This is a genomic window from Dorea sp. YH-dor226 (assembly GCF_039832105.1).
GTDB lineage: Bacteria > Bacillota > Clostridia > Lachnospirales > Lachnospiraceae > Dorea_A.
The window spans coordinates 1-23,273 of record NZ_JBDOHS010000009.1; the positions used below are offsets into that span (position 1 = coordinate 1).

The following is a 23,273-nucleotide window of genomic DNA, read 5'->3' on the forward strand; positions in this document are numbered from 1 at the left end:
CCGTGAACCAGTATATCATAAAGGATAATGTCAAGGTCAGGTAGTATTCTCTTCGAGAATCTCCACCTTTCCCTTGACATTATCTTAGGGGTGAAGTGTTACCAATCATTGACACCTATACATATAAAATGGCACTGTAATAAGTGAATTTCTTGACAAAGTAGATTTGCTGTAGTAATATACTGAAATATAAAAGGGTAAGCGAAGGCGCTCGAAACAAAAAGTTTCGGGCGCCTTTTCTGATATCCGGAGGAGGCGACAAAAGATGAGGGAACTGATTGATCATACAGAAGGCATCAATCGTCTGCTGGCGAGATATGGTGTGAAGTTTGGCTTATATAAAGATGGGACATTTCACGAACAATTTTAAGATCATAAGAAGACTATATGAATAATTGTTGTGTATTATAAAAAGATCCTGTGAGAAATCATATGCCAAAAAGCATGGAATCTCTCGCAGGATCTTTCTTTTATCCATTATTTCTCTAATACTTCATTCATGAAAGCAATGATGCCCTGTTCTACATCACCTTTGATCGCATTGTAGTTATGGATCTCATGGCGGTATCCGGAGTAAAGGCGGGTCTTTACATTGTGGCCGGTGTCGCACAGCCAGTTTGCCACTTCATATACGCCTTTTCCGTATTCGCCGACCGGATCCTGGTCGCCTGCGATATTGTAGATCGGAAGTGTGGTCGGCACTTTCTTGGCCCATTCGATTCCTGTGATGACGCTCATCATCTGTGTGAAATCATACATCGCCTGATTGCTGGTCGGTTTTGTAAATGCATCAAATGGATCTTCGGCATGGTCTGTCTGTACGTACGGGTCAGCACAGATCCATTCATTTCCGATCCGGATCTCGCCGCAGCGCTCGCACATCCAGCCAAGCAAAGTTCCTGCATATTCCGGATTACATTCTTTTCCGTGTCCTTCTTCCACTGCTTTTTTCAAAGCTTCTTCAGCAACGTCTGCATTGCGGAATACACCACAGGTACCACAGATCGTGATTCCGGCAAGGTCGTCTCCGTATTTTGCGGCATAGTCTCTTGCGATAAATGATCCCATGCTGTGTCCGAACAGAAAATACGGAAGATCCGGATATTTCTCACATACCAGTTCTTTCAAAGTATGCTCATCTTCCATCATAGTGTGGCATCCTTTTTCTCCCCAGTCACCCCAAGTGTCGTTGACCATAGCTGTTTTTCCGTGTCCCACATGATCATCTGCGGCAACGATGAAACCGGCATCAAGAAATGCAACGATCATATGCAGATATCTTCTGGAATGCTCTCCGAATCCATGAATGATCTGAACGATGCCCTTTGGTTTCGCAGCCGGAACATAGATCCATCCCTGTACTTCATCCCGCTCGTTAAAGGATCTGAAACTTACTTCATGTAACATGATAATACACCTCCAATGTCTCCTGATTATCAAGATAATCCTGTTACTTTTATTTTAGGATTCGGAGGTGTATCTGTCAATGAAATACCCACCAGAAGCGGGAATAATAAAACGGATCCTGATAAGGTGCGGAAAGAATAGAAAGGATGTCCCGTAAACGTGGTTTTGAAAATGCAGGGTGAGGAAGCCGAATATCGGAGATTGCCGCGGTCATCGTTGAAAGCTGCGGAATCGATAATACTCCAACCAGTATCACACAAAACAGGATCAGAAGCATTGATTCTGCCGGAGAGTGGACGTCTGAAAGAATGCCGCTGCATCCCTTAATTGTGGAATAGACAAGTCCGTGAAACAGATAGATCGCCATTGTCCGCGTACCGATATAGGAGTAACACGTTTTTCTGTCGGAAATCAGCAGTGCAACTGCCAATGCCATGACAAATCCAATGAGGTAGCATATACACCGGCAGAGAATTCCTTCTGTAAGAGTCTGTCCCAGAAAATGATAATTATATCTTCCGTAAAATACTTTCGGAGAAACGGTCCTGCAATACGGGTTCAGAATCAGGAAGACTGTGAAAGCGGCAATCAGAATGACTGCAACTATCCGGTTACGTCTGGTTCGGAGCAGGGTCAGCTTTTCTCTGTCGAAATCTGTTCCTGCCAGAAAGAACGGGAAGAATACAAGCGTCCTTGGAATGCTCAGCAGATTCCCTGACATTGTGGAGCATCCGATCAGAAGACCGGCTGCAATGGTGATGATCATATAATGTGGTATTTTTTTTACATAAGGTGTCAGAAGTCTCCAGAAAAAGAGAGCCTGCAGATACCACAGTGAAAATTTTGGATACATCAGATACAATCCCGTTGGTTTGTGAATGATCACAACGTATAAAAAGTAATACAATAATTCGAAGATGAGGTAAGGAATAACAAGCTTTTGGATCAATACACGGAAAGGAAGCTTTCTTTTTGAAAAATATCCGGAGATGAAGATAAAGGCCGGCATATGAAATGATACGATCAGCCACTTGAGTGTCGTTAAAAAAAGGTTGTTGTCATAGCTGTTTTCGATAAAATGTCCGATTACAACCAGAACGATCAAAAAAGCTTTGTAGTTGTCGAATAAATAGTCTCGCTGCTTTGATGATGACATGATTTTCCCTCCCTGAAATCTAATAGGAATCAAAACTTTCTTCATTCTACTCCTAATTCTGATGATGAACAAGAAGTAAAACGCAGAAAAAAGCGAGTAATTTGTTCATAATTTTGTAACATTTTTTGTGAAAAGTAGTTTTTCTATTTGATTATTTCCCCTCAGGGGTCTTCTCAAAAACGGTCAGTCAGGTATAATAGTAATTAACCAGAGCGGTCAGAGAAAGGGAGAAAAGATGAATGAGAGATTTCTGTCCCTGCCGGAAGAAAAGCGGCAGCGGATCATTAATGCGGGATATCGGGTCTTCAGTCAGAACAGCTACAAAAAAAGCCCGGTAGGAGAGATAGCGTCTGAAGCGGGAATCAGCAAATCGCTGTTGTTTTATTATTTCCGCAATAAGAAGGAACTATACTTGTTTTTATGGGATGAGGCATGCAGAGTAACGCTGGAAGCGCTCAGGGAAGAACGATGCTATGATCCGGACAGCCTGTTTGAGATGATGGAACGGGGATTGAATGCAAAGGTAAAGATCATGCATCGGTATCCGGAACTCACAGCATTTGTTATGAAAGCATTTTATGAAAAAGATCCGGAGGTATCTGCCTGTATCCAGGAAAGCTATGCGGGGTATATCCAGCAGAAGGCGGGGGTATCTCTGAGTATGCTCAATCCGGAAGAATTTCGTCCGGAGATTGATCTGCAGATGATGTTAAACGAAATGTACTGGGCAACGGAAGGCTATCTATGGGAGAAAGTGCAGAGTGGGACGCTTGAAGTAGAGTCACTGGAACAAGAGTTTCACAAAATGATGGATTTCTGGAAAGTAGTGTATCTGAAGGAGGGAGAATAATGAATGCGATTATCAGCACAGAGAATCTGACAAAATATTACGGAAAGAGCAGAGGAATCATAGATCTGAATCTGGATGTAAAGGAAGGAGAGATCTTTGGCTTTATCGGACCGAACGGTGCAGGTAAGAGTACGACCATGCGTGTGCTTTTAGGACTGGTATCGCCGACTTCAGGATCTGCAGAGATATTCGGAAAACAAGTGGGAAGGCAGCAGAAAGAGATCCTGTCCAGGATTGGATATCTTCCGTCAGAGGCAATGTTTTACAGCGGAATGCGTGTGGCTGAAGTGTTGAAGCTGTCTGCAAAGCTATATGGAAAAAACTGTGAACAGCGAAGAAAAGACCTGTGTGAGCGCTTTGCACTGGATGAGAAACGAAAAATCAGTGAGCTGTCGTTAGGAAACCGGAAAAAAGTTGCAATCGTAAGCGCTTTTCAGCATGATCCGGAGCTGTTGATCCTGGACGAGCCGACCAGTGGGCTGGATCCGTTGATGCAGAAAGAATTTTTTGATCTGGTAGAAGAATGTCATAAAAAAGGAAGAAGTGTCCTTCTGTCGTCACACGTGTTGTCAGAAGTGCAGCAACATTGTGGGAGGGCGGCAATTCTGCGGGAGGGCAGACTGATCGCATGCAGCAGTGTAGAACAGCTGGCCGGAAAGCAGTGCCGGAAAGTGGAGATAAAAACCAGAGATAAGATTGGTGGACTTGAGGGAATCCGAAGGATGGAAACGACAGGTCAGCGGGTGAGCTTTCTGTATGAAGGAGATATGTCAAAACTGTTAAAAGTATTGAATCAGATAGATGTCCAGGATCTGATCATATCAGAACCTGAGCTGGAAGAAGTATTTCTTCATTATTATGAGAAGGGTGGTGTGCAGGCATGACAGTATTCGGACATGAGATGAAAAGAGGAAGACTTGCACTGATCATCTGGACCATAGGAATTGCGTCCATGATCATTGTATGCATGGTATTATATCCGGAGATGAAAAAACAGATGGATGGAGTATCGGAAATGTTCTCCAATATGGGAGGTTTTACGGCTGCCTTTGGTATGGATCAGGTGAATTTTGGAGAGGTAATGGGATTTTATGCGGTAGAATGTGGAAACATTCTGGGACTTGGCGGAGCATTTTATGCAGCGCTCCTGGGTATTACAGCTCTTTCAAAAGAAGAAAAGGATCATACAGCAGAGTTCCTTCTGACCCATCCGATCAGTCGTCTTCAGATTACCATGGAAAAGTGGGGCGCATGCGTTATGCAGCTTTTACTGATGAACGGAATCATCGCAGCTGTATCCGTTGCAAGTTTTGCAGCCATCGGGGAAGAGATGCAGGGAAAGACATTTTGGCTTCTGCATCTGGCTTTTCTTGTAATGCAGCTGGAAGTAATGAGCGTATGCTTTGGAATCTCTGCATTTCTTAAGGGGAGTGCGATGGGAACCGGGATCGGTATTGCAACGATCCTGTATTTCCTGAACATTATCCGCAATATCAGTGACAAAGCAGAAGGATTAAAATATGTAACACCATTTGCTTATGCAGACGCATCTGATATTGTGGCAGAAGCAGCGGTAGATGAAAAATTGCTGATGATAGGAATTCTTTATGGAATTGTCGGCATACTGGTGGCAATTCTGTATTATCGGAAAAAAGATATCAGTGTATAGTATTCGTAAAGTTCCTTTTGGAGGGTACATCATGTACTCTCCTTTTTTTTCTATAAAACTGACACAATCGTATGAAAAACCTGCCTATCGACGGAGTGAGGATTTCTGTAAAATTGAAGTATCAGACAGAGGGAAGGAGTCACCTGAAGACAAGTGCTGTCATGAGAGGAGAACATGATATGAAGATAGAAAAAAATTCTGTCGGTTCTGCAGAACTGGCATACAGGATCTTTGGGAACGGAAAAGTGGATGTGATTATTGAGATGGGACTTGGAGCCTCCGTGGCAGAATGGTGGAGGATTGCAGAGCGATTGGCAGAATCACATACCGTGCTGCTCTATGAAAGGGCGGGATATGGAAGAAGCAGTGTATCTCGTCTGGAGCGGACACCGGAAAATATTGCAACAGAATTGTATCAGCTTCTGAAACAGGTTGAACATACAGAAAAGATTGCGATTCTTGCACATTCTCAGGGTGGATTATATGCCTGGAAATTCGCAAAGATGTATCCGAAGATGGTGGAAAAACTGGTACTTCTGGATCCTCTTTCACCGGAAGATTACCGGTTCCGTATGGAACTGACAGAGGAGGAATTCAAAAAGAGTGGAGCAGATAAGACGGAAGGGCTTCAGATGAATCTGCGGCTTACCAGAATGCATCTGGGATGGATGGTTCGAATGGTCATGCGAAAAGCACCGCCGTTTTATTATTATGATAAATTTTCGAAGGAAGAAAGAAAAGAGATACTGGCGATGCTGGGCAGATCACAGACATATGAGACTGCGCTGAAAGAGTATGAAGCGGCGCATGATATGTTTCATCTGATGGGACTCCTGGATCAAAAAAACGCTCCAAAGATGCGAATCGTTCTGATCACGCATGATTCCGACATTGCGAGAAAAGAGATCCGGGAATTTGGCGGTGCTTCAGAAGAACAGGCAGAAAAGATTGAAGTACTCTGGCAGGAACTGATGCATGCCTATCTGGATTGTGTGTCAGACGGGGAATGGATACAGGCAGAGCACAGCAGTCATTATATTCATCTGACAGATATGGATCTGGTATGTAATATTTTGAGGAAAGATGTTGATATGGTGATTTGAAAATAATTATTCGGTACGACAGGTTCCTGTATCCAATACTATGGAAATGTGATACTATATTGGACAGAAGAATCAAAAAGATGGTATTGGAAAGGGGAGGTACATATGACAAGAGGAGAAGGCGCCTGTCTGGTCTGCGGAAAACCACTGGTTTATTTTGAACATGCAAAAAAGATGGAATGTAGTATGTGTCATGGGACTTTTGAAAGTTATGCTAGCTGTGAGGATGGGCATTTTGTATGTGACGAATGTCATGCGAAGCGTGGAATTGAAGTAATCATGAACGGCTGCCGAAACAGTCAGTCAAAGAATCCGATTGAGATCATGCAGATGCTGATGATGGATCCATATATTTATATGCATGGACCGGAGCATCATGTTATGGTAGGAGCTGCACTTCTGACAGCATATCGTAATTGTGGCGGAGAGGTTGCATATGAGGATGCGCTGGAAGAGATGAAAAAGAGAGGATCCGAGTATCCGGGAGGCGCCTGTGGCATGTGGGGATGCTGTGGTGCGGCAGTGAGTGCAGGGATCTTTATGAGTATAATTACGAAGGCAAATCCGCTTACCGGAACTTCCTGGAGATATTCGAATCAGATGACTTCAAGAGCACTGGGTGCGATCGCAAAGCTTGGCGGCCCAAGATGCTGCAAGAGGGATTCTTTTACGGCGGCAAAAGAGGCTGCTGCATTTGTACAGGAGAGTCTGGGGATTGATATGGAACTTCCGAAGAAGATACAATGTGATTTTTCACAAGAGAATCAGCAATGCCTGAAAAGGCATTGTCCATATTATAAAGGATAAAATAAGGGCTGGTTAAAGCCCTTATTTTTATCCTTTTTTTCGAGTTTCCTTGAATCAGATGCGGTCGCTTCGCCTGACGATTCCAAATCCGATGGAATATGGACCGGCATGTACTCCGATGGTTGCTCCGATGTGAAAGACCGGGATGTCCGGTACATCTGGATAGATTTCCCGCAGTTTTCCAAGTGCCAGTTTCTTAAAAGAATCCGCTTCTTTGACATCGTATCCGTATCCAATCAGGATTGTATAATCACCAGGAGTCATATGTGTTTCCTTCAGATAGTCTGTTAATAACTGTATCGTGCCATTGAGAGAATTTTTGCGTCCGCGCCTGATTCCGGAGGAATGAATCTCTCCGTTTTCCAGTGTGATCAGTGGTTTGACGTTTAATAAGGAGCCGGCAATACTGGTCACTTTACCGATCCGACCACCGTGCTGAAGATATTCCAGACTTCCGACGGTAAACAGAATTCGACCGGTTGGAATCAGTGCTTTCATGACAGTTACTGCATCGGTAAGAGTTTTTCCTGCATTTCGCAGTCGACATGCTTCCAGAACGAATGCACCCTGCATCAGTGTGCAGGCAAGAGAATCCAGAATCTCTACGTGAATGTCAGGATAATCTTCCAGGAGCATCTGTCTTGCAATCTGTGCAGACTGGATGGAAGAGCTTAATTTTCCGGAGATGCAGATACACAGGATATCCTGTCCTTTTCTGGCAGAATCCAGAAAAACCTGATAATAGTCTTCCGGAGATGGTGCTGCAGTCATGGGGAATCTTTGTGGATGATCGACCATCTGCTGGTAGAAGTCATCCAGTTTTAATTCAATTCCTTCTTTCTGGTATGTTTCTCCGTCAAAAGACACCAGAAAATGAACAACACGAATCTGATTTTCTTCTGTCATTTGTTCCGGAAGATCGCAGGAACCATCACTTACAATATTGAATCTAAATTCCATAGCAAACACTCCTATCGTTTATCTCGAATCGTTATAGTTTTATTTTAGCACGATATTTATAAAAATAAAGATGGAGAAACAGGAAAAGTTAGTGCAGTCGTCTGTAAAAAGTGTTAAACTTGTAAGGAAAATTTGTCTAAAAAGTTTATCTGGAGTAGAAGTACATATGGATACGAGAGAATTATTGGAAAAAGTCAAAAGTGGGCAGATATCTGTCTCTGAAGCGGAAGGGTATCTGCGAAAGGAGCCATTTGAGGAACTGGGGTATGCGAAAATCGATACACACCGGAAGATTCGCAGCGGAGCAGCAGAAGTTGTGTTCTGCAATGGAAAGATGGATGAACATCTTCTTCATATTTTTGAAAAGATTGTGAAAGCTGAGGGAGAAGTTATGGGGACGCGTGCTTCCATAGAACAGTATGAGTTTTTGAAAGCATATTTCCCCCAGATCGAGTACGATCCGGTTTCAAGAATTGTAAAAATAGAAAAAAAAGAAAAAGAAAAAATCGGCAGTATCGTAGTCTGCAGTGCGGGAACAGCAGATATTCCCGTTGCAGAAGAAGCGGCTCAGACGGCAGAATATCTTGGTAATTCTGTAAAGAGAGCGTATGATGTAGGGGTCAGTGGAATACATCGTCTGCTTTCGCAGATGGATCTCATACAATCTGCCAATTGCATCGTAGCAGTGGCAGGTATGGAAGGAGCGCTTGCAAGTGTTGTGGCAGGACTGGTGGACAAGCCGGTCATTGCAGTTCCGACGTCTGTGGGATATGGAGCAAATCTGAAGGGGATATCTGCGCTTCTGACGATGCTTAATTCCTGTGCCAATGGAATTGCAGTTGTAAATATTGATAATGGATATGGAGCGGGGTATATGGCTTCACAGATTAATCGACTGGGAGTGAAAAAACATGAAGAAGAAAAATAAGTTGTATCTGGAATGCTATTCCGGAATCAGTGGAGATATGGTGGTGGCTGCACTTCTGGATCTCGGAGCAGATGAAGAAGTACTGAAGCGTGTACTGGATTCTGTTCCGGTATCGGGATTTCGTGTGGAGATCAGCCGCGTGAAAAAGGCCGGACTTGATGTCTGTGATTTTCAGGTAATTCTGGATGAGGACCATGAGAATCATGATCATGACATGGAATATCTTTTCGGGAAGGAAGACCATGAGCACCATCATGAGCATGAGCATCATCACGAGGAGCATGAGCATCATCACGAGGAGCATGAGCATCATCACGAGGAGCATGAGCATCATCACGAGGAGCATGAGCATCATCACGAGGAGCATGAGCATCATCACGAGGAGCATCAGCATCATCACGAGGAGCATGAGCATCATCACGAGGAACATGGGCATCATCATGAACATGAGCATCGGGGGCTTCGGGAGGTCATGGAGATCATAGAACAGACGGAGATGACTTCTCATGCAAAAGAGATTGCGGTCAGAATTTTTACGATACTGGCAGAAGCAGAAGCAAAAGCTCATGGAACGACCCTGGAACAGGTTCATTTTCATGAGGTGGGAGCAGTAGATTCAATTGTAGATATCATAGCGGCAGCAGTATGTCTGGATCAGCTTTGTGTCACAGAGACGGTGATTCCGGTATTATATGAAGGATGCGGACAGATCCGCTGTCAGCATGGAATGCTTCCGGTTCCGGTTCCGGCGGTTATGAATATTATGCAGGAACACGGCCTGATTCTGCATGCGACAAAGCGTCGGGGTGAACTGGTAACGCCTACCGGAGCTGCGATTGCGGCAGCAATCTGCACATCCAATCATCTTCCGGAGCAGTTTCGAATTATAAAAACCGGTATGGGAGCCGGAAAGAGGGCATATGAGGTTCCGAGCATCCTTCGGGCAATGCTGATAGAGGAATCAGAGAATCTGGCAGAAAAAGATACCATCTGGAAACTGGAGACCAATATCGATGACTGTAGCGGAGAATGCCTTGGATATGTGATGGATCGTCTGATGAAGGCCGGTGCAAGAGATGTGCATTTTACTCCGGTATATATGAAGAAGAATCGCCCGGCATATCAGCTGAATGTTCTGTGCAAAGAGGAACAGATCAAAACCATGGAGGAGATTCTTTTCCGTGAGACAACGACGATCGGAATCAGGAGAGTCCGAATGGATCGTACGATACTGAAACGAAAGAGCAGGGAAATTGAGACGTCCTGCGGGAAAGCATATGTAAAAGTGTGTGAATCTGACGGAGAGACACGGGTCTATCCGGAATATCAGAGCGTATCAGAGCTCGCAGAAAAAAGTGGAAAATCATATTCTGAGATGTATCAGATCATTCAGGAGGAAGGCCATGGACGGATATGAAGATAAGTGTAAAAAGTTGTGGGAAGTGTTAGAACAGTACGCAAAAGAGAATCTCATGGTGGCTTTTTCGGGAGGGGTTGACAGTTCGCTTTTGTTATGGCTGCTCTGCAAAAAATGCGGAACGTATGGAACGACGGTGCATGCTGTGACGCTTCATACAACACTCCATCCGGCAGCAGAACTGGATATAACCAGAGCAGCGGCAAAAGAGGCCGGTGCAACTCATAAGATTATCTATGTGGATGAACTGAAGAAAGCCGGAATTGAGGATAATCCGAAAGACCGTTGTTATCGCTGTAAAAAATATATGTTTACGAGAGTTCAGGAAGAAGCCGAAAGATTGGGAATCCACACAGTGATCGAGGGGACGAATCTGGATGATACACGGGAATACCGCCCGGGAATTCAGGCATTAAAAGAGCTTGGAATAAAGAGCCCCCTTGTTGAGGCGGGATTTACCAAAGCGGATGTCAGAAGGCTGGCAAAGGAACTTGGCATATCAACTGCGGAAAAACCTTCAACACCATGTCTTGCAACACGTTTTCCATACGATACGCATCTGACATATGAAGAAATGCAGAAAGTGGATGCTATGGAACAGAGCATCCGTGCGATGGGCTTTTATAATGTCAGAACGAGAGTTCACGGCAATCTGGTAAGAATAGAAGTTGATAAGAAAGATATTCCAATGCTTCTGGAGCGAAGTGAAGAAGTAGTGAAGCAGGTAAAAGAAGAGGGGTATGTATATGTGACGATTGACATGGAAGGATTCCGATCCGGAAGTCAGGATGTATTGCTCCATGACCTGCAGCAGAAAGGGTAGAAGATGTATACGATAGGAACTCACATGTCAATTGCAAAGGGACTGGCAAAAACGGCTGAGAATGTGGTGGCGATGGAAGCAAATACCATGCAGATCTTCAGCAGGAATCCCAGAGGATCTACGTATAAAGAGTATACGGATCAGGAGATCGATAAGTTTCAGAAGATACGAAGAGAGCATGGATTCGGTCCCCTGCTTGCACATGCGCCTTATACGATGAATCTTGCAAGTGAAAAAGAGAAGGTCTATGAGTTCGCGTGCATGGTGATCCGGGAGGATGTTGCAAGAATGGACGCACTTGAGATAGAAAATATGGTCTTTCATCCGGGCAGCCATACCGGCATTGGAACAGAAGCAGGTATCCGTAATATTATTGCAGGCCTGGATCAGGCAATTACCGGTAATGAATCGATCACCGTACTTCTGGAGACTATGAGTGGGAAAGGAACTGAAATCGGAACAAGATTTGAAGAGTTAAGGGCAATCCGGGACGGAGTCAGACATCCGGAGAGAATCGGCATCTGTCTGGATACCTGTCATGTTTTTGCAGCAGGTTATGATATTGTACATGATCTGGACGGGGTGATCCGGGAGTTTGATCGCGTTCTGGGATTAAAACATCTGCGGGCCGTTCACTTGAATGACAGCCTGGAAGATTTTGGTTCTCATAAAGACCGTCATGCAGTAATCGGAGGGGGAAAGATCGGACTGGAGGCTTTGCTCAGGGTGATGAAGCATCCGGCACTTTCAGGACTTCCGTTTTATCTGGAAACGCCTCTGGATGATGCGGGGCACAGACAGGAGATACAGATGCTGAAGCAGCAGCTGTGTGAATGAAAGTAATACAGAACAGATATTAGAGTGTACAGGAGGAAACAGTATGAAGATGACCAGTATCAGTGATTGCTATACATTGAACAACGGAGTACAGATACCGTGTGTGGCTTTTGGAACCTATAAAGCTGCGGACGGAAAGAGCGCAGATATTATCCGGATGGCGATAGAAGCCGGTTACCGGTATTTTGATACAGCATCATTTTACGGGACGGAAGAATATCTTGCGCAGGCTATAGAACAAAGCGGGATTCCAAGGAGTGAGTTTTTCCTTGCATCAAAGCTCTGGAAAGAGGAGATGGGGTATGAGGAGACGAAAAAAGCTTTCGAGAGAACACTTGAAAGACTGCAGACAGACTATCTGGACCTCTACCTGATTCACTGGCCGCTTCCTGCACCGGATTATGATGACTGGAAGTCTCTGGATGCGGAGACCTGGAGAGCGATGGAAGAATTGTATGAGGAGGGAAGAATTCGTGCAATCGGACTTAGCAATTTTCTTCCTCATCACATAGAAAATATCAGAAACCATTGCAGGATTCAGCCGATGGTGGATCAGCTGGAGTTTCATCCGGGCTATACACAGGAGGCGGCAGTTCGTTATTGCCAGGAACATCAGATCCTGGTACAGGCATGGAGCCCGATCGGACGGAAAAGAGTTCTTGAAGAGCCGTTGATAAGAGATCTGTCTGAAAAATATGGGGTATCTCCGGCACAGATTTGTCTTCGATATGCTGTACAGAGGAATATTGTTCCTCTGCCAAAATCCTCTGTGATGGAAAGAATGAAAGAAAATCAGGATATTTTCTCATTTGAGATCTCGATGGAAGATATGTATCGTCTGGATACCATGCCGCAGGCGGGATGGTCAGGAGAACATCCCGACAGAGAAAGAGTCCGTTTCTGACAGGGGAACAGTGATGGAAAAAAGCAGAATTATAAAACCGATTGCGCATATTCGTACGGATTTTCCGACCAAGTTTGGGATTCCGAGACAGAGTGGGCTCGCGGATACGAAAGGAAAGATTGTATTTGAACCGGAATACCGGAATCCGGATGCCTTAAGGGGGCTGGAAGGGTATTCGCATCTCTGGCTGATCTGGGAGTTTTCACAGGCGGTCAGGGAGGAGTGGAGTCCAACGGTTCGTCCGCCAAGACTTGGAGGAAATGAAAGGGTAGGGGTATTTGCCACCCGTTCACCGTTTCGCCCGAACCCCCTTGGATTATCCTGTGTAAGCCTTTTGGGCATGGAAAAAGAGGATTTGGAGGGGATGGTGTTGTATGTAGGAGGTGCGGACCTTATGGATGGGACGCCGATCTATGACATCAAACCGTATCTTCCATATGTGGATTGTCATCCGGAGGCGAAAGGAGGATTTGCTGAACGTGTACAGGAATATTGTCTGGAAGTGGAATTCCCTGATCAATGGCTTGCAGTCGTTCCGGAAGAACAGAGGGGGCCGTTGATGCAGATCCTTGCACAGGATCCCAGGCCATCGTATCAGAAGGATCCGCAGAGAATCTATGGAATGGCATATGCAGGTCTTGAAGTAAGATTTCAGGTGATGGAAAGAAAACTGATTGTCTGCGAGGTACAACAGAGCGGACAGAACAGATCGTAAAAAGAAAAATATCAGGTATGGATTGAGAGGAAAAGAGATGGAATTTATCATTGCACAAAAGGAACACATTGACCGTATGTGTGAGATTACAGAAGACGCGAAAAAGCAGCTTCACGGTCTGGGACTGGACCAGTGGCAAAAAGGATATCCTTCCAGAGAAGTCTGGGAGCAGGATGTGATCAATGCCTGCACCTATCTTGCAATGGAGGATGGTGTGATTCAGGGGATTTTTGCTTTCCAGACGACACCGGATCCTTCGTACAAGGAAATTGATGGACAATGGCTGACGGATATCCCATATGCTTCCATGCACCGGGTATGTGTAGCCGATGGATGTAAGGGAAAGGGAGTCGCGGGCCGGATGTTTGCCTATGGATTTGAACTGGCGAGAAAAGCCGGTTTTGAGACGGTACGTATCGATACACATCCGGGAAATCTGCCGATGCAGCATGCTCTGAAAAAAGCAGGCTTTGAACCATGTGGAACGATACGTCTGGTCGGAGGATGTGAAGACGGTGATCTTCGAGTGGCGTTTGAAAGGATTCTGACAGATTAGGAAAGCGTATAATTCATCATTTTTCAACCAATAATGTAGATAAAAATGTCTGAAGGGCGGAAAGATGATGAAAACTTTTGATGAATTATACAAAGATATTCTGAATAGAAAAGTGAAACTGGAAGAACCACTTCCTCCGCAGTATGATTCCAGGCATCTGGACTGTCTGCTGCATCCGGAAAAGTATGCACCGGTGATTCCGGTGAGTGATTGTGAGAAATGCGCATATGACAGGGCGTGCCGGCAAAGCTGTATCTTTGATGCCATCATAAGGGATGAAGAGGGGAAACTTTCAATAAGCCCAAAGCTTTGCAGCGGATGTGGCGCCTGTATGGATGCATGCAGTATGGAGAGGCTTACAGCGAGAAAAGATGTGCTGCCTGTGATGAAAGCGGTCAGAGAGGCAAAAGAACCGGTTTATCTTCTTGTGGCTCCGGCAGCCGTGGGGCAGTTTGGGAAAGATGTCACGCTTGGAAAGCTTCGGACTGCGGCAAAGGCACTGGGTTTTACCGGTATGGTGGAAGTAGCACTGTTTGCTGATATTCTGACGCTGAAAGAAGCGTTGGAATACGACCGTCATGTAAAGAAAAAAGGGGATTACCAGTTGACCAGCTGCTGCTGTCCGGTGTGGATTGCCATGATACGTAAGATCTTCCATGAGCTTCTTCCGCATGTTCCGGGAGCCGTTTCTCCAATGATTGCATGCGGGCGTATGATAAAAAGACTTCATCCGGATGCAGTTACGGTATTTTTAGGACCATGTCTGGCAAAAAAGAAAGAGGCAGAAGAACCGGATATTGCAGATGCGGTGGATTATGTACTGACATTTCAGGAAATGCAGGATATATTGACTGCGGCCGACATTCATCCCGGGAAGCTTGCAGATATGAAGAAAGAACATGCATCTGAAGCCGGAAGACTCTATGCGCGTACCGGAGGAGTGAGCCGGGCTGTAGAAAATATGGTTCAACAGCTAAGGGCAGACCGGAATATTGCAGTAAAGGCAGAGCAGGCTGATGGAACCAGAGCCTGTATGGAAATGATCGAACGGATCCGGGCTGAAAAGACGGATGCCAGTTTTTTTGAAGGAATGGGTTGCGTCGGCGGATGTGTCGGAGGACCCAAAGTACTTCTTTCGCGGGAAGAAGGAAAACAATATGTAGATGATTATGCAGAAGCCGCAGAGTTTCGGACACCGCTTGAGAATCCATATGTATTGAAGATTCTGGAAGAATTGGGATTTCATACGGTGGAGGAACTTCTGGAAGACGAGTCTTTGCTCACCCGCAGGCTTTAGGAGGAATAATATGAAGTATTATCTTGCCCCGCTGGAGGGAATCACAACTTATGTATACAGGCGGGCCTATCACAGCTGTTTCCGTCCGATGGACAAGTATTTCACACCGTTTCTGGTGCCGCATACTAAGAAAGATTTTAATTCCAGGGAGAAAAATGAGATTCTCCCGGAACATAATGAGGGAATGTATCTGGTACCGCAGATACTGACAAACTGTGCTGAGGATTTCCTGCGCACTGCCGGGAAACTGAAAGATTACGGATACAGAGAAGTGAATCTGAATCTGGGATGTCCGTCGAAAACGGTGGTTTCAAAGTATCGCGGATCAGGATTTCTGGCGAAGCCGGAGGAACTTGACCGGTTCCTGGATCAGGTGTTTAAAAAGACAGATATCAAAGTATCAATTAAAACAAGAATCGGAAAATTTCATGCGCAGGAGTTTGAGGAACTTCTGCGGATATATAATCAATATCCGTTGGAAGAACTCATCATTCATCCGAGGGTGCAGCAGGATTTTTATAAAAATACTCCAAATCTGGAGATGTATAACTATGCAGTAAAAAACAGTCATCATTCATTGTGTTATAACGGGGATATCTTTACCGTGAAAGATGCTGGCCGAATCAGGGAACAATTTCCGCAGACAAATGTCCTGATGCTTGGAAGGGGCGTGATCTATAACCCATGCCTTACGGAAGAGCTTGAAGGAACCAGGAAATCCGGGGAAGTTGACAGACAAAGACTGCGCATATTCCATGACAGGCTTTTGAATGATTACAGAGAAGTGAATTCCGGAGATAAGAATGTTCTTTTTAAGATGAAAGAGATCTGGTGTTATATGGGATACCTGTTTCCAACAGCTGAAAAGTCGTTGAAAAAGATAAAAAAAGCAGAAAAACTGGATCGATATATAGAAGCAGTGAATGAAATCCTGTGATTTTTCTTTACTTTCGAATTAATATGCAATATAATAGAAAAAAATTCTATATACAGGAATTTTTGAAGGAGGAATCCGCTTGGATCATCTGAATCAATTGATTGCAGTGAATTTAAAAGAGATACGAAAGGGAAAGGGACTGAGTCTGGAGCAGGTGTCATCTCTTACATCGATCAGTAAAAGCATGTTAAGTCAGCTGGAGCGTGGAGAAGTGAATCCAACGATTTCAACGGTGTATAAGCTTTCACTGGGGTTAAAAGTCCCGGTCACGGCATTTACCACAGATAAGCCGATGCCTTTTTCCAGAACCGGAAAAAGAGAAGTTGCACCGCTTACAGGTGATGGCGGAAGATACCGTCTCTACCCGATCTTTAACTTCCGAAACGGACAGGATTTTGAGATCTTCGATCTGGAATTTGATGCAGGCGGGATGATGCAGGCGAATCGTCAGATGAACGGCACACGGGAATTCATAACCGTATATTCCGGTGAGCTTACGCTGATATTCAAGGATAAGGAGTATGCATTAAAAGCAGGAGATTCTGCCTCATACAATGCTTTTGATGAATACATATATAAGAACACGGGAACAGAAATGGTAACTGCGAATATTGTAGTTCACTACCCAAACTAGGAAGGAGTTTTGCAGCATGGAAGATCAGAAACAGCGGGTATATGACGCATTGAAAAAGATGAATATCAAGTATGAGGTCGTTGAGCATGAACCGGTTCATACGATGGAAGATATGGACAGACTGGGACTCCCGGAAAAAGGGACTCTCTGTAAGAATCTGTTCTTAAGAGATTCCAAAGGAAAGAGACATTTTCTTGTAACAGCTGATGAGAATACCAAAGTGGATCTGAAGACACTCGGAAGACAGCTTGGTGCCGGAAACTTAAGCTTCGCTTCTGAAGAACGACTGGAAAAATATCTTGGAGTAAAGCAGGGAAGCGTGACTCCGTTTGCTCTTATGAATGATACAGAGCATAACGTGGAGTTTTTTATTGATAAGAATCTGAGCAGATGTAAGAGCATGGGAATTCATCCGTTGGAAAATACAGCGACAGTGTTTATATCTTTTAAAGATCTGGATAAGTTTCTCTGGAATCTGGATGTGGATGTGGTGAAGATTAAATTATAACAGATATTTTTTTATGGTGATTTTATAGTTTTTTTATTGCATGTTGAGAGATGGAGAAGTAGAATAGATAAAGTATTCAGTATAGATGGAATGTCTGCGTCCGGCAGAATTCCTGTAAGAAAGGAAAGCGAGGAAGTATATGGAACAACAGCAAAGCAGACAGACTCCTCCGATCTCTCAGGAAAGCTATGGAAAAAGATTCTGGGAATTGTGGGGCCCGATTCTGATTAAATGGGCAATTGGTATCGGAGTCGGGATGGCTGCGATGATCGCCCTCATGATGGTATATATCGGTACACATTATACAACAACAGAGGCTTTGAATTCACTGATGGATAATCAGGACAAGATGATGGAGCTGTATGAGAAGATTGTAGTCAAATATATAGATTACAGTACGCTTGTGGAAGGAATGGAGGCGCTCATTACCATTCCGGTTATGGCAGTGATGTTTCACAGGGATCGTGTGAAGGAGAAGATGCAGGGAATAATACCCAATCGGAAAGCACCGATCTGGAAGTATGCTGCAATTGTAATCATGTCGCTGGCAATGAGTCTCGGACTTAATAATCTGATCATCATCGGCAATCTTTCAGCAGTTGATGAGACGTATATGACAACCATGAATGCATTATATTCTGCTCCTTTGATTCTGCAGATCATCTGTCTTGCAGTTCTGGTGCCGATATGCGAAGAATATGTATTTCGGGGATTATTCTTTCAGAGAATGCGGGCGAGAACATCTTATCGTTATGCAGCGATCTATTCATCACTTGTATTTGGTATGCTGCATATGAATCTGATACAGATGATCTACGGGTTCATACTGGGATTGATGCTGACCTATGTGTATGAAAAGTATGGTTCTTTGAAAGCGCCGATCATTGCGCATATGTCGATGAATCTTCTGTCGGTGCTGGCTACGCAATTCCAGATGTATGACTGGCTGGTGAAGAATCCTGTACGTATGGGGGTTCTTACCGTGCTGTGTGCGACCGTATCGGCAACTATGTATGTGTGGATGCAGAGAATTGAGGAAAAACCTGAGATTCCAAATCAAAAAGCAGGAGATGAAAATCTGGCGGTTTAAACTGCCAGATTTTTTTCTTTGCGGGATGTTAATGTCAGATTATCAGACAACTTTTAAAATATTTACTATTTACAAGAATGGAACTTTGTAGTATAGTTAGGAAAAATAAATGAAAGGAACAGGTATATAGACGGAATGAATGAAGTTCAGCAAAGTGGACTGTACCGTTCTGAGTTTGAGCACGATAACTGCGGAATAGGTGCAATCGTAAATATTAAAGGGCAGAAGAGCCATGATACAGTGGCGAATGCCTTAAAGATTGTAGAAAATTTAGAGCATAGAGCTGGCAAAGATGCCGAAGGTAAGACAGGCGATGGAGTTGGAATCTTGTTGCAGATTTCACACAGGTTTTTCTCCAAAGTCTGCGAACCTCTCGGCATCTTTTTAGGTTCTGAAAGAGATTACGGTGTGGGAATGTTTTTCTTTCCACAGGATGAGCTGAAGAAGAATCAGGCAAAGAAGATCTTCGAGGTGATCGTAAAAAAAGAAGGGATGAATTTCCTCGGATGGAGAGAAGTTCCGGTAAAGCCGGAGGTACTCGGCAGCAGGGCGGTAGAATGTATGCCTTGTATTATGCAGGGTTTCATTGAACGTCCGGCGAAGGTGGAAAAAGGGCTTCCGTTTGACAGAAAGTTATATATCGTGCGCCGCGTATTTGAGCAGAGTGCGGATGATACATATGTGGCATCCTTATCCAGCCGTACCATCGCATATAAGGGCATGTTTCTGGTGGGCCAGCTGAGATCCTTCTTTACGGATCTGCAGGATCCGGATTATGAAGCCGCGATCGCACTGGTACACTCCAGATTCAGTACGAATACGAATCCTAGCTGGGAACGTGCGCATCCGAACCGTTTTATTGTTCATAATGGTGAGATCAATACCATTCGCGGCAATATGGATAAGATGCGTGCAAGGGAAGAGAACATGGAGTCCGAGTATCTGAAAGGTGAACTTCATAATGTCCTTCCGGCGATCAATACAGAAGGTTCCGATTCTGCAATGCTGGACAATGCGATTGAATTCATGGTGATGAGTGGAATGGATCTGCCGCTGGCAGTCATGATCGCGATTCCGGAACCATGGGCGAATAATAAGAGCATGTCTCAGAAGAAAAAGGATTTCTATCAATATTATGCGACGATGATGGAACCCTGGGACGGACCGGCATCTATTCTGTTCAGCGACGGAGACTGCATGGGAGCTGTTCTGGACAGAAACGGACTCCGCCCTTCCAGATACTATATTACAGACGATGATACACTGATCCTTTCATCGGAAGTTGGAGTTCTGGATATTGATCCGCGAAAGATCGTTGTCAAGGAACGACTTCATCCGGGCAAGATGCTTCTGGTTGATACGATAAAAGGAAAAGTCATCGATGATGAAGAACTGAAAGAATCATATGCGGGAAGACAGCCTTACGGTGAATGGCTGGACAGTAATCTGGTTGAGCTTAAGGATCTGAAGATTCCAAATCAGAAGGTTCCATCCTATTCAGCGGAAGAATGTAAGAGACTTCAGAAAGCGTTTGGATATTCTTATGAAGAGGTAAAGACTTCAATCCTGAATATGGCAAAGAATGGAGCAGAAGGAACGGCTGCCATGGGAATTGACGCACCGCTTGCAGTGCTGTCTGATCAGCATCAGAATCTCTTTGGATATTTCAAGCAGCTGTTTGCGCAGGTTACGAATCCTCCGATTGATGCCATCCGGGAAGAAGTGGTAACATCAACAACTGTATATATTGGAAAAGATGGAAACCTTCTGGAAGAAAAAGCGGAAAACTGCAAGATGCTCAAGGTGAATAATCCGATTCTGACAGAAACGGATCTTCTGAAGATCAAGAATATGAAAGAAGATGGGTTCAAGGTTGCAGAGATTCCGACGGTCTATTATAAGAATGCCAGTCTGGAAAAGGCAATAGATTATCTGTTTATCGAAGTGGATCGTGCCATCCATGAAGGCGCCAATATCCTGATTCTTTCGGACCGGGGTGTAGATGAGTATCACGTTGCAATGCCTTCTCTGCTTGCTTTGTCAGGGCTGCAGCAGCATCTGGTACGGACCAAGAAGAGAACATCTGTCGCAATCGTACTGGAAACAGGAGAACCAAGAGAGGTACATCACTTTGCAACACTGATCGGCTACGGAGCCTGTGCCATCAATCCATACCTGGCGCATGAGTCGATCCGGCAGCTGATCGATACAGATATGCTTCAGAAGGATTATTACGCAGCGGTAAATGATTATAATCATGCAATCATCAGCGGAATTGTAAAAGTCGCATCCAAGATGGGTATTTCCACGATCCAGTCCTATCAGGGTGCAAAGATCTTTGAAGCGATTGGATTAAAGCAGGAGTTCATTCAAAAATATTTTACGAATACCGTCAGCCGTGTGGGAGGTATCGGGATTGAAGAAATCGCCAAAGACTATATTGCAAGGCATTCACAGGCATTTGATCCATTGGGACTGGAAGTGGATATGACACTGAACAGTGTCGGGCAGCATAAGCTTAAAAGCGGCGGAGAAAGGCATCTCTATAATCCGCAGACGATCCATATGCTGCAGCAGTCAACCAGACGCGGCGATTATGAGATGTTTAAGAAGTACACAGAGATGGTGAACGCAGAGGGTGAGCATATCAATCTGCGGGGGCAGCTGGAATTTAATTATCCGGAAAAAGGAATTCCGATTGAAGAGGTAGAGAGTGTAGATCAGATCGTCACAAGATTCAAAACAGGAGCAATGTCTTATGGTTCCATTTCAAAAGAAGCACATGAGACACTTGCGATTGCAATGAATCAATTACATGGCAAGTCTAACAGTGGAGAGGGTGGCGAGGAGATCGAGCGCCTCGATACCAACCGCTGTTCAGCAATCAAACAGGTAGCATCCGGAAGATTTGGTGTAACATCCCGTTATCTGGTCAGTGCCAGAGAGATTCAGATTAAGATGGCGCAGGGTGCAAAACCGGGAGAAGGCGGACATCTTCCGGGCGGTAAGGTGTATCCATGGATTGCGAAGACACGTCATTCCACACCGGGAGTCAGCCTGATCTCGCCACCTCCGCACCACGATATCTATTCCATCGAGGATCTTGCACAGCTGATCTATGATTGTAAAAATGCAAATAAAAATGCAAGAATTTCTGTAAAACTGGTATCAGAGGCAGGTGTCGGTACCGTTGCTGCCGGTGTTGCAAAAGCAGGTGCAGGGCTGATCCTGATCTCCGGTTATGACGGAGGAACCGGTGCGGCGCCGAGAAGTTCGATCCATAATGCGGGACTTCCATGGGAACTGGGACTTGCGGAAACTCATCAGACGCTGATACAGAATGGCCTTCGGGAAAGAGTCAGAATCGAGACCGACGGAAAGCTGATGAGCGGACGTGATGTGGCGATTGCGGCAATCCTTGGTGCAGAGGAATTCGGATTTGCCACGGCTCCGCTGGTAACGCTTGGCTGTGTTATGATGCGGGTATGCAATCTGGACACCTGTCCTGTCGGTGTGGCAACGCAGAATCCGGAACTTCGAAAGAGATTTACCGGAAAGCCTGAATATGTGGTGAACTTTATGCGGTTCATTGCACAGGATCTGAGAGAATATATGGCAAGACTTGGTGTGAAGACACTGGATGAGCTGGTTGGAAGAACGGATCTTCTGAAAGTAAAGGAAACTCCGACTTCTGAAAGAGCAGCTGCCCTGAATCTGGAGCAGATCCTGCATAATCCTTACGAAGGCACAGATACGCCGGTGATCTTTAATCCGAAAAAGGTCTATGATTTTGAACTGGAAAAGACACTTGATGAGAGAGTTCTGATGAAAAAACTGCTTCCGGCGCTGGAAAAGAAGCAGAAGAGAAGCATTGAAGTGGATGTATCCAATACAGACCGTACCTTTGGAACCATTTTCGGATCCGAGATTACCAGAAGATATCCGGAAGGACTTGCCGAAGACAGTTATGTTGTCAACTGCAAAGGTGCGGGCGGACAGTCCTTTGGTGCATTTATCCCGAAAGGACTGACACTGGAACTGGTCGGAGACAGTAATGATTATTTTGGTAAAGGGTTATCCGGAGGCAAACTGATCGTGTATCCTCCAAAGGGCGTAAAATACAGACATGAAGATAACATTATAATAGGAAATGTTGCATTATACGGAGCCACCAGTGGAAAAGCATATATCAATGGTGTCGCCGGAGAACGGTTTGCGGTACGTAACTCCGGAGCAACAGCAGTTGTAGAGGGTGTCGGTGATCACGGATGTGAATACATGACCGGCGGACGTGTTGCAGTGCTTGGAAAGACAGGCAAAAACTTTGCGGCAGGAATGAGCGGTGGTATCGCATATGTTCTGGATATGGACAATGATCTGTATACCAATGTCAATAAGCAGATGGTCAATATTGAACATGTGACATCCAAAATCGATGTAAATGAACTGAAGGGCATGATTGAAGAACACGTTGCCAATACCAATTCTGAGGTCGGAAAGAAGATCCTGGATGATTTTAAGAGCTATCTGCCGAAGTTCAAGAAGATTATTCCGATTGATTATGAGCGAATGCTGACTACGATCCTTCAGATGGAGGAGCAGGGCATGAGCAGTGAACAGGCTAAGAATGAAGCATTTTATGCGATCAAAGCAGGAAGAAGATAGGGGGCGAGAA

21 protein-coding genes are annotated in these 23,273 nt (G+C 44.8%); 18 read left to right on the forward strand and 3 right to left on the reverse strand.

Annotated features, from left to right (window positions below; genetic code table 11):
* Window positions 1–477: 477 nt before the first annotated feature.
* Together ABE547_RS08990 and ABE547_RS08995 are read right to left on the reverse strand one after the other, a co-directional pair.
* Window positions 478–1,407 carry an alpha/beta fold hydrolase gene (locus tag ABE547_RS08990; RefSeq protein ID WP_347378459.1) on the reverse strand — a complete coding sequence of 310 codons (930 nt, stop codon included), beginning with the start codon at window positions 1,405–1,407 and terminating at the stop codon, window positions 478–480.
* Window positions 1,408–1,483: 76 nt separating this feature from the next.
* Entirely contained in the window at window positions 1,484–2,563 is a 1,080-nt protein-coding gene (locus ABE547_RS08995) for an acyltransferase family protein (protein ID WP_347378460.1), read from the reverse strand.
* A gap of 235 nt (window positions 2,564–2,798) precedes the next feature.
* Here ABE547_RS08995 and ABE547_RS09000 point away from each other — a divergent pair, with 235 nt between their 5' ends.
* From ABE547_RS09000 to ABE547_RS09020, 5 genes are all read left to right on the forward strand, one after another.
* Entirely contained in the window at window positions 2,799–3,413 is a 615-nt protein-coding gene (locus tag ABE547_RS09000) for a TetR/AcrR family transcriptional regulator (RefSeq protein WP_347378461.1), read from the forward strand.
* On the forward strand, window positions 3,413–4,297 hold the full coding sequence (locus tag ABE547_RS09005) for an ABC transporter ATP-binding protein (protein WP_347378462.1): 885 nt from the start codon (window positions 3,413–3,415) through the stop codon (window positions 4,295–4,297). Before ABE547_RS09000 ends, ABE547_RS09005 begins: the two co-directional genes overlap by 1 nt.
* The gene (locus ABE547_RS09010; RefSeq protein ID WP_347378463.1) at window positions 4,294–5,082 is read left to right on the forward strand and encodes an ABC transporter permease subunit; all 789 of its coding nucleotides are present in this window, start codon (window positions 4,294–4,296) and stop codon (window positions 5,080–5,082) included. Before ABE547_RS09005 ends, ABE547_RS09010 begins: the two co-directional genes overlap by 4 nt.
* Before the next feature lie 179 nt (window positions 5,083–5,261).
* Window positions 5,262–6,185, forward strand: coding sequence for an alpha/beta hydrolase (locus ABE547_RS09015; protein ID WP_347378464.1), 924 nt, complete (start codon window positions 5,262–5,264; stop codon window positions 6,183–6,185).
* 105 nt (window positions 6,186–6,290) lie between these two features.
* Entirely contained in the window at window positions 6,291–6,992 is a 702-nt protein-coding gene (locus tag ABE547_RS09020) for a DUF5714 domain-containing protein (RefSeq protein WP_347378465.1), read from the forward strand.
* Window positions 6,993–7,046: 54 nt separating this feature from the next.
* Here the strand turns inward: ABE547_RS09020 and ABE547_RS09025 are convergent, their stop codons facing one another.
* A complete protein-coding gene (locus ABE547_RS09025; protein WP_347378466.1) occupies window positions 7,047–7,952 on the reverse strand; it encodes a DegV family protein in 906 nt (301 codons plus the stop codon).
* Window positions 7,953–8,118: 166 nt separating this feature from the next.
* Here ABE547_RS09025 and larB point away from each other — a divergent pair, with 166 nt between their 5' ends.
* From larB to gltB, 13 genes are all read left to right on the forward strand, one after another.
* Window positions 8,119–8,880 (forward strand): nickel pincer cofactor biosynthesis protein LarB, encoded by a 762-nt coding sequence (larB, locus tag ABE547_RS09030; protein ID WP_235250234.1) that lies wholly within the window; start codon window positions 8,119–8,121, stop codon window positions 8,878–8,880.
* A complete protein-coding gene (larC, locus tag ABE547_RS09035) occupies window positions 8,864–10,297 on the forward strand; it encodes a nickel pincer cofactor biosynthesis protein LarC (protein WP_347378467.1) in 1,434 nt (477 codons plus the stop codon). The genes larB and larC overlap by 17 nt, the downstream gene beginning before the upstream one ends.
* 55 nt (window positions 10,298–10,352) lie before the next feature.
* Window positions 10,353–11,120 (forward strand): ATP-dependent sacrificial sulfur transferase LarE, encoded by a 768-nt coding sequence (gene larE, locus ABE547_RS09040; RefSeq protein WP_347378578.1) that lies wholly within the window; start codon window positions 10,353–10,355, stop codon window positions 11,118–11,120.
* Window positions 11,121–11,123: 3 nt separating this feature from the next.
* Window positions 11,124–11,957, forward strand: a complete 834-nt coding sequence (locus tag ABE547_RS09045) for a deoxyribonuclease IV (RefSeq protein WP_347378468.1) — start codon at window positions 11,124–11,126, stop codon at window positions 11,955–11,957.
* A 49-nt stretch (window positions 11,958–12,006) separates the two neighbouring features.
* Window positions 12,007–12,861 carry an aldo/keto reductase gene (locus tag ABE547_RS09050; RefSeq protein ID WP_347378579.1) on the forward strand — a complete coding sequence of 285 codons (855 nt, stop codon included), beginning with the start codon at window positions 12,007–12,009 and terminating at the stop codon, window positions 12,859–12,861.
* A gap of 13 nt (window positions 12,862–12,874) precedes the next feature.
* A complete protein-coding gene (gene tsaA / locus ABE547_RS09055; protein WP_347378469.1) occupies window positions 12,875–13,576 on the forward strand; it encodes a tRNA (N6-threonylcarbamoyladenosine(37)-N6)-methyltransferase TrmO in 702 nt (233 codons plus the stop codon).
* 37 nt (window positions 13,577–13,613) lie between these two features.
* The gene (locus ABE547_RS09060) at window positions 13,614–14,132 is read left to right on the forward strand and encodes a GNAT family N-acetyltransferase (RefSeq protein WP_347378470.1); all 519 of its coding nucleotides are present in this window, start codon (window positions 13,614–13,616) and stop codon (window positions 14,130–14,132) included.
* Between the two features lie 67 nt (window positions 14,133–14,199).
* A complete protein-coding gene (locus ABE547_RS09065; protein ID WP_347378580.1) occupies window positions 14,200–15,429 on the forward strand; it encodes a [Fe-Fe] hydrogenase large subunit C-terminal domain-containing protein in 1,230 nt (409 codons plus the stop codon).
* A gap of 10 nt (window positions 15,430–15,439) precedes the next feature.
* Entirely contained in the window at window positions 15,440–16,366 is a 927-nt protein-coding gene (locus ABE547_RS09070; RefSeq protein WP_347378471.1) for a tRNA-dihydrouridine synthase family protein, read from the forward strand.
* 79 nt (window positions 16,367–16,445) lie between these two features.
* Complete coding sequence (locus ABE547_RS09075) at window positions 16,446–17,000, forward strand: XRE family transcriptional regulator (protein ID WP_235250216.1); 555 nt, start codon at window positions 16,446–16,448, stop codon at window positions 16,998–17,000.
* Between the two features lie 16 nt (window positions 17,001–17,016).
* Entirely contained in the window at window positions 17,017–17,508 is a 492-nt protein-coding gene (locus tag ABE547_RS09080; RefSeq protein ID WP_235250214.1) for a prolyl-tRNA synthetase associated domain-containing protein, read from the forward strand.
* Window positions 17,509–17,647: 139 nt separating this feature from the next.
* Window positions 17,648–18,598: a CPBP family intramembrane glutamic endopeptidase gene (locus tag ABE547_RS09085; RefSeq protein ID WP_347378472.1), complete on the forward strand. Its 951-nt coding sequence runs from the start codon at window positions 17,648–17,650 to the stop codon at window positions 18,596–18,598.
* A gap of 135 nt (window positions 18,599–18,733) precedes the next feature.
* Window positions 18,734–23,263, forward strand: coding sequence for a glutamate synthase large subunit (gene gltB / locus ABE547_RS09090; protein WP_347378473.1), 4,530 nt, complete (start codon window positions 18,734–18,736; stop codon window positions 23,261–23,263).
* Window positions 23,264–23,273: the final 10 nt, after the last annotated feature.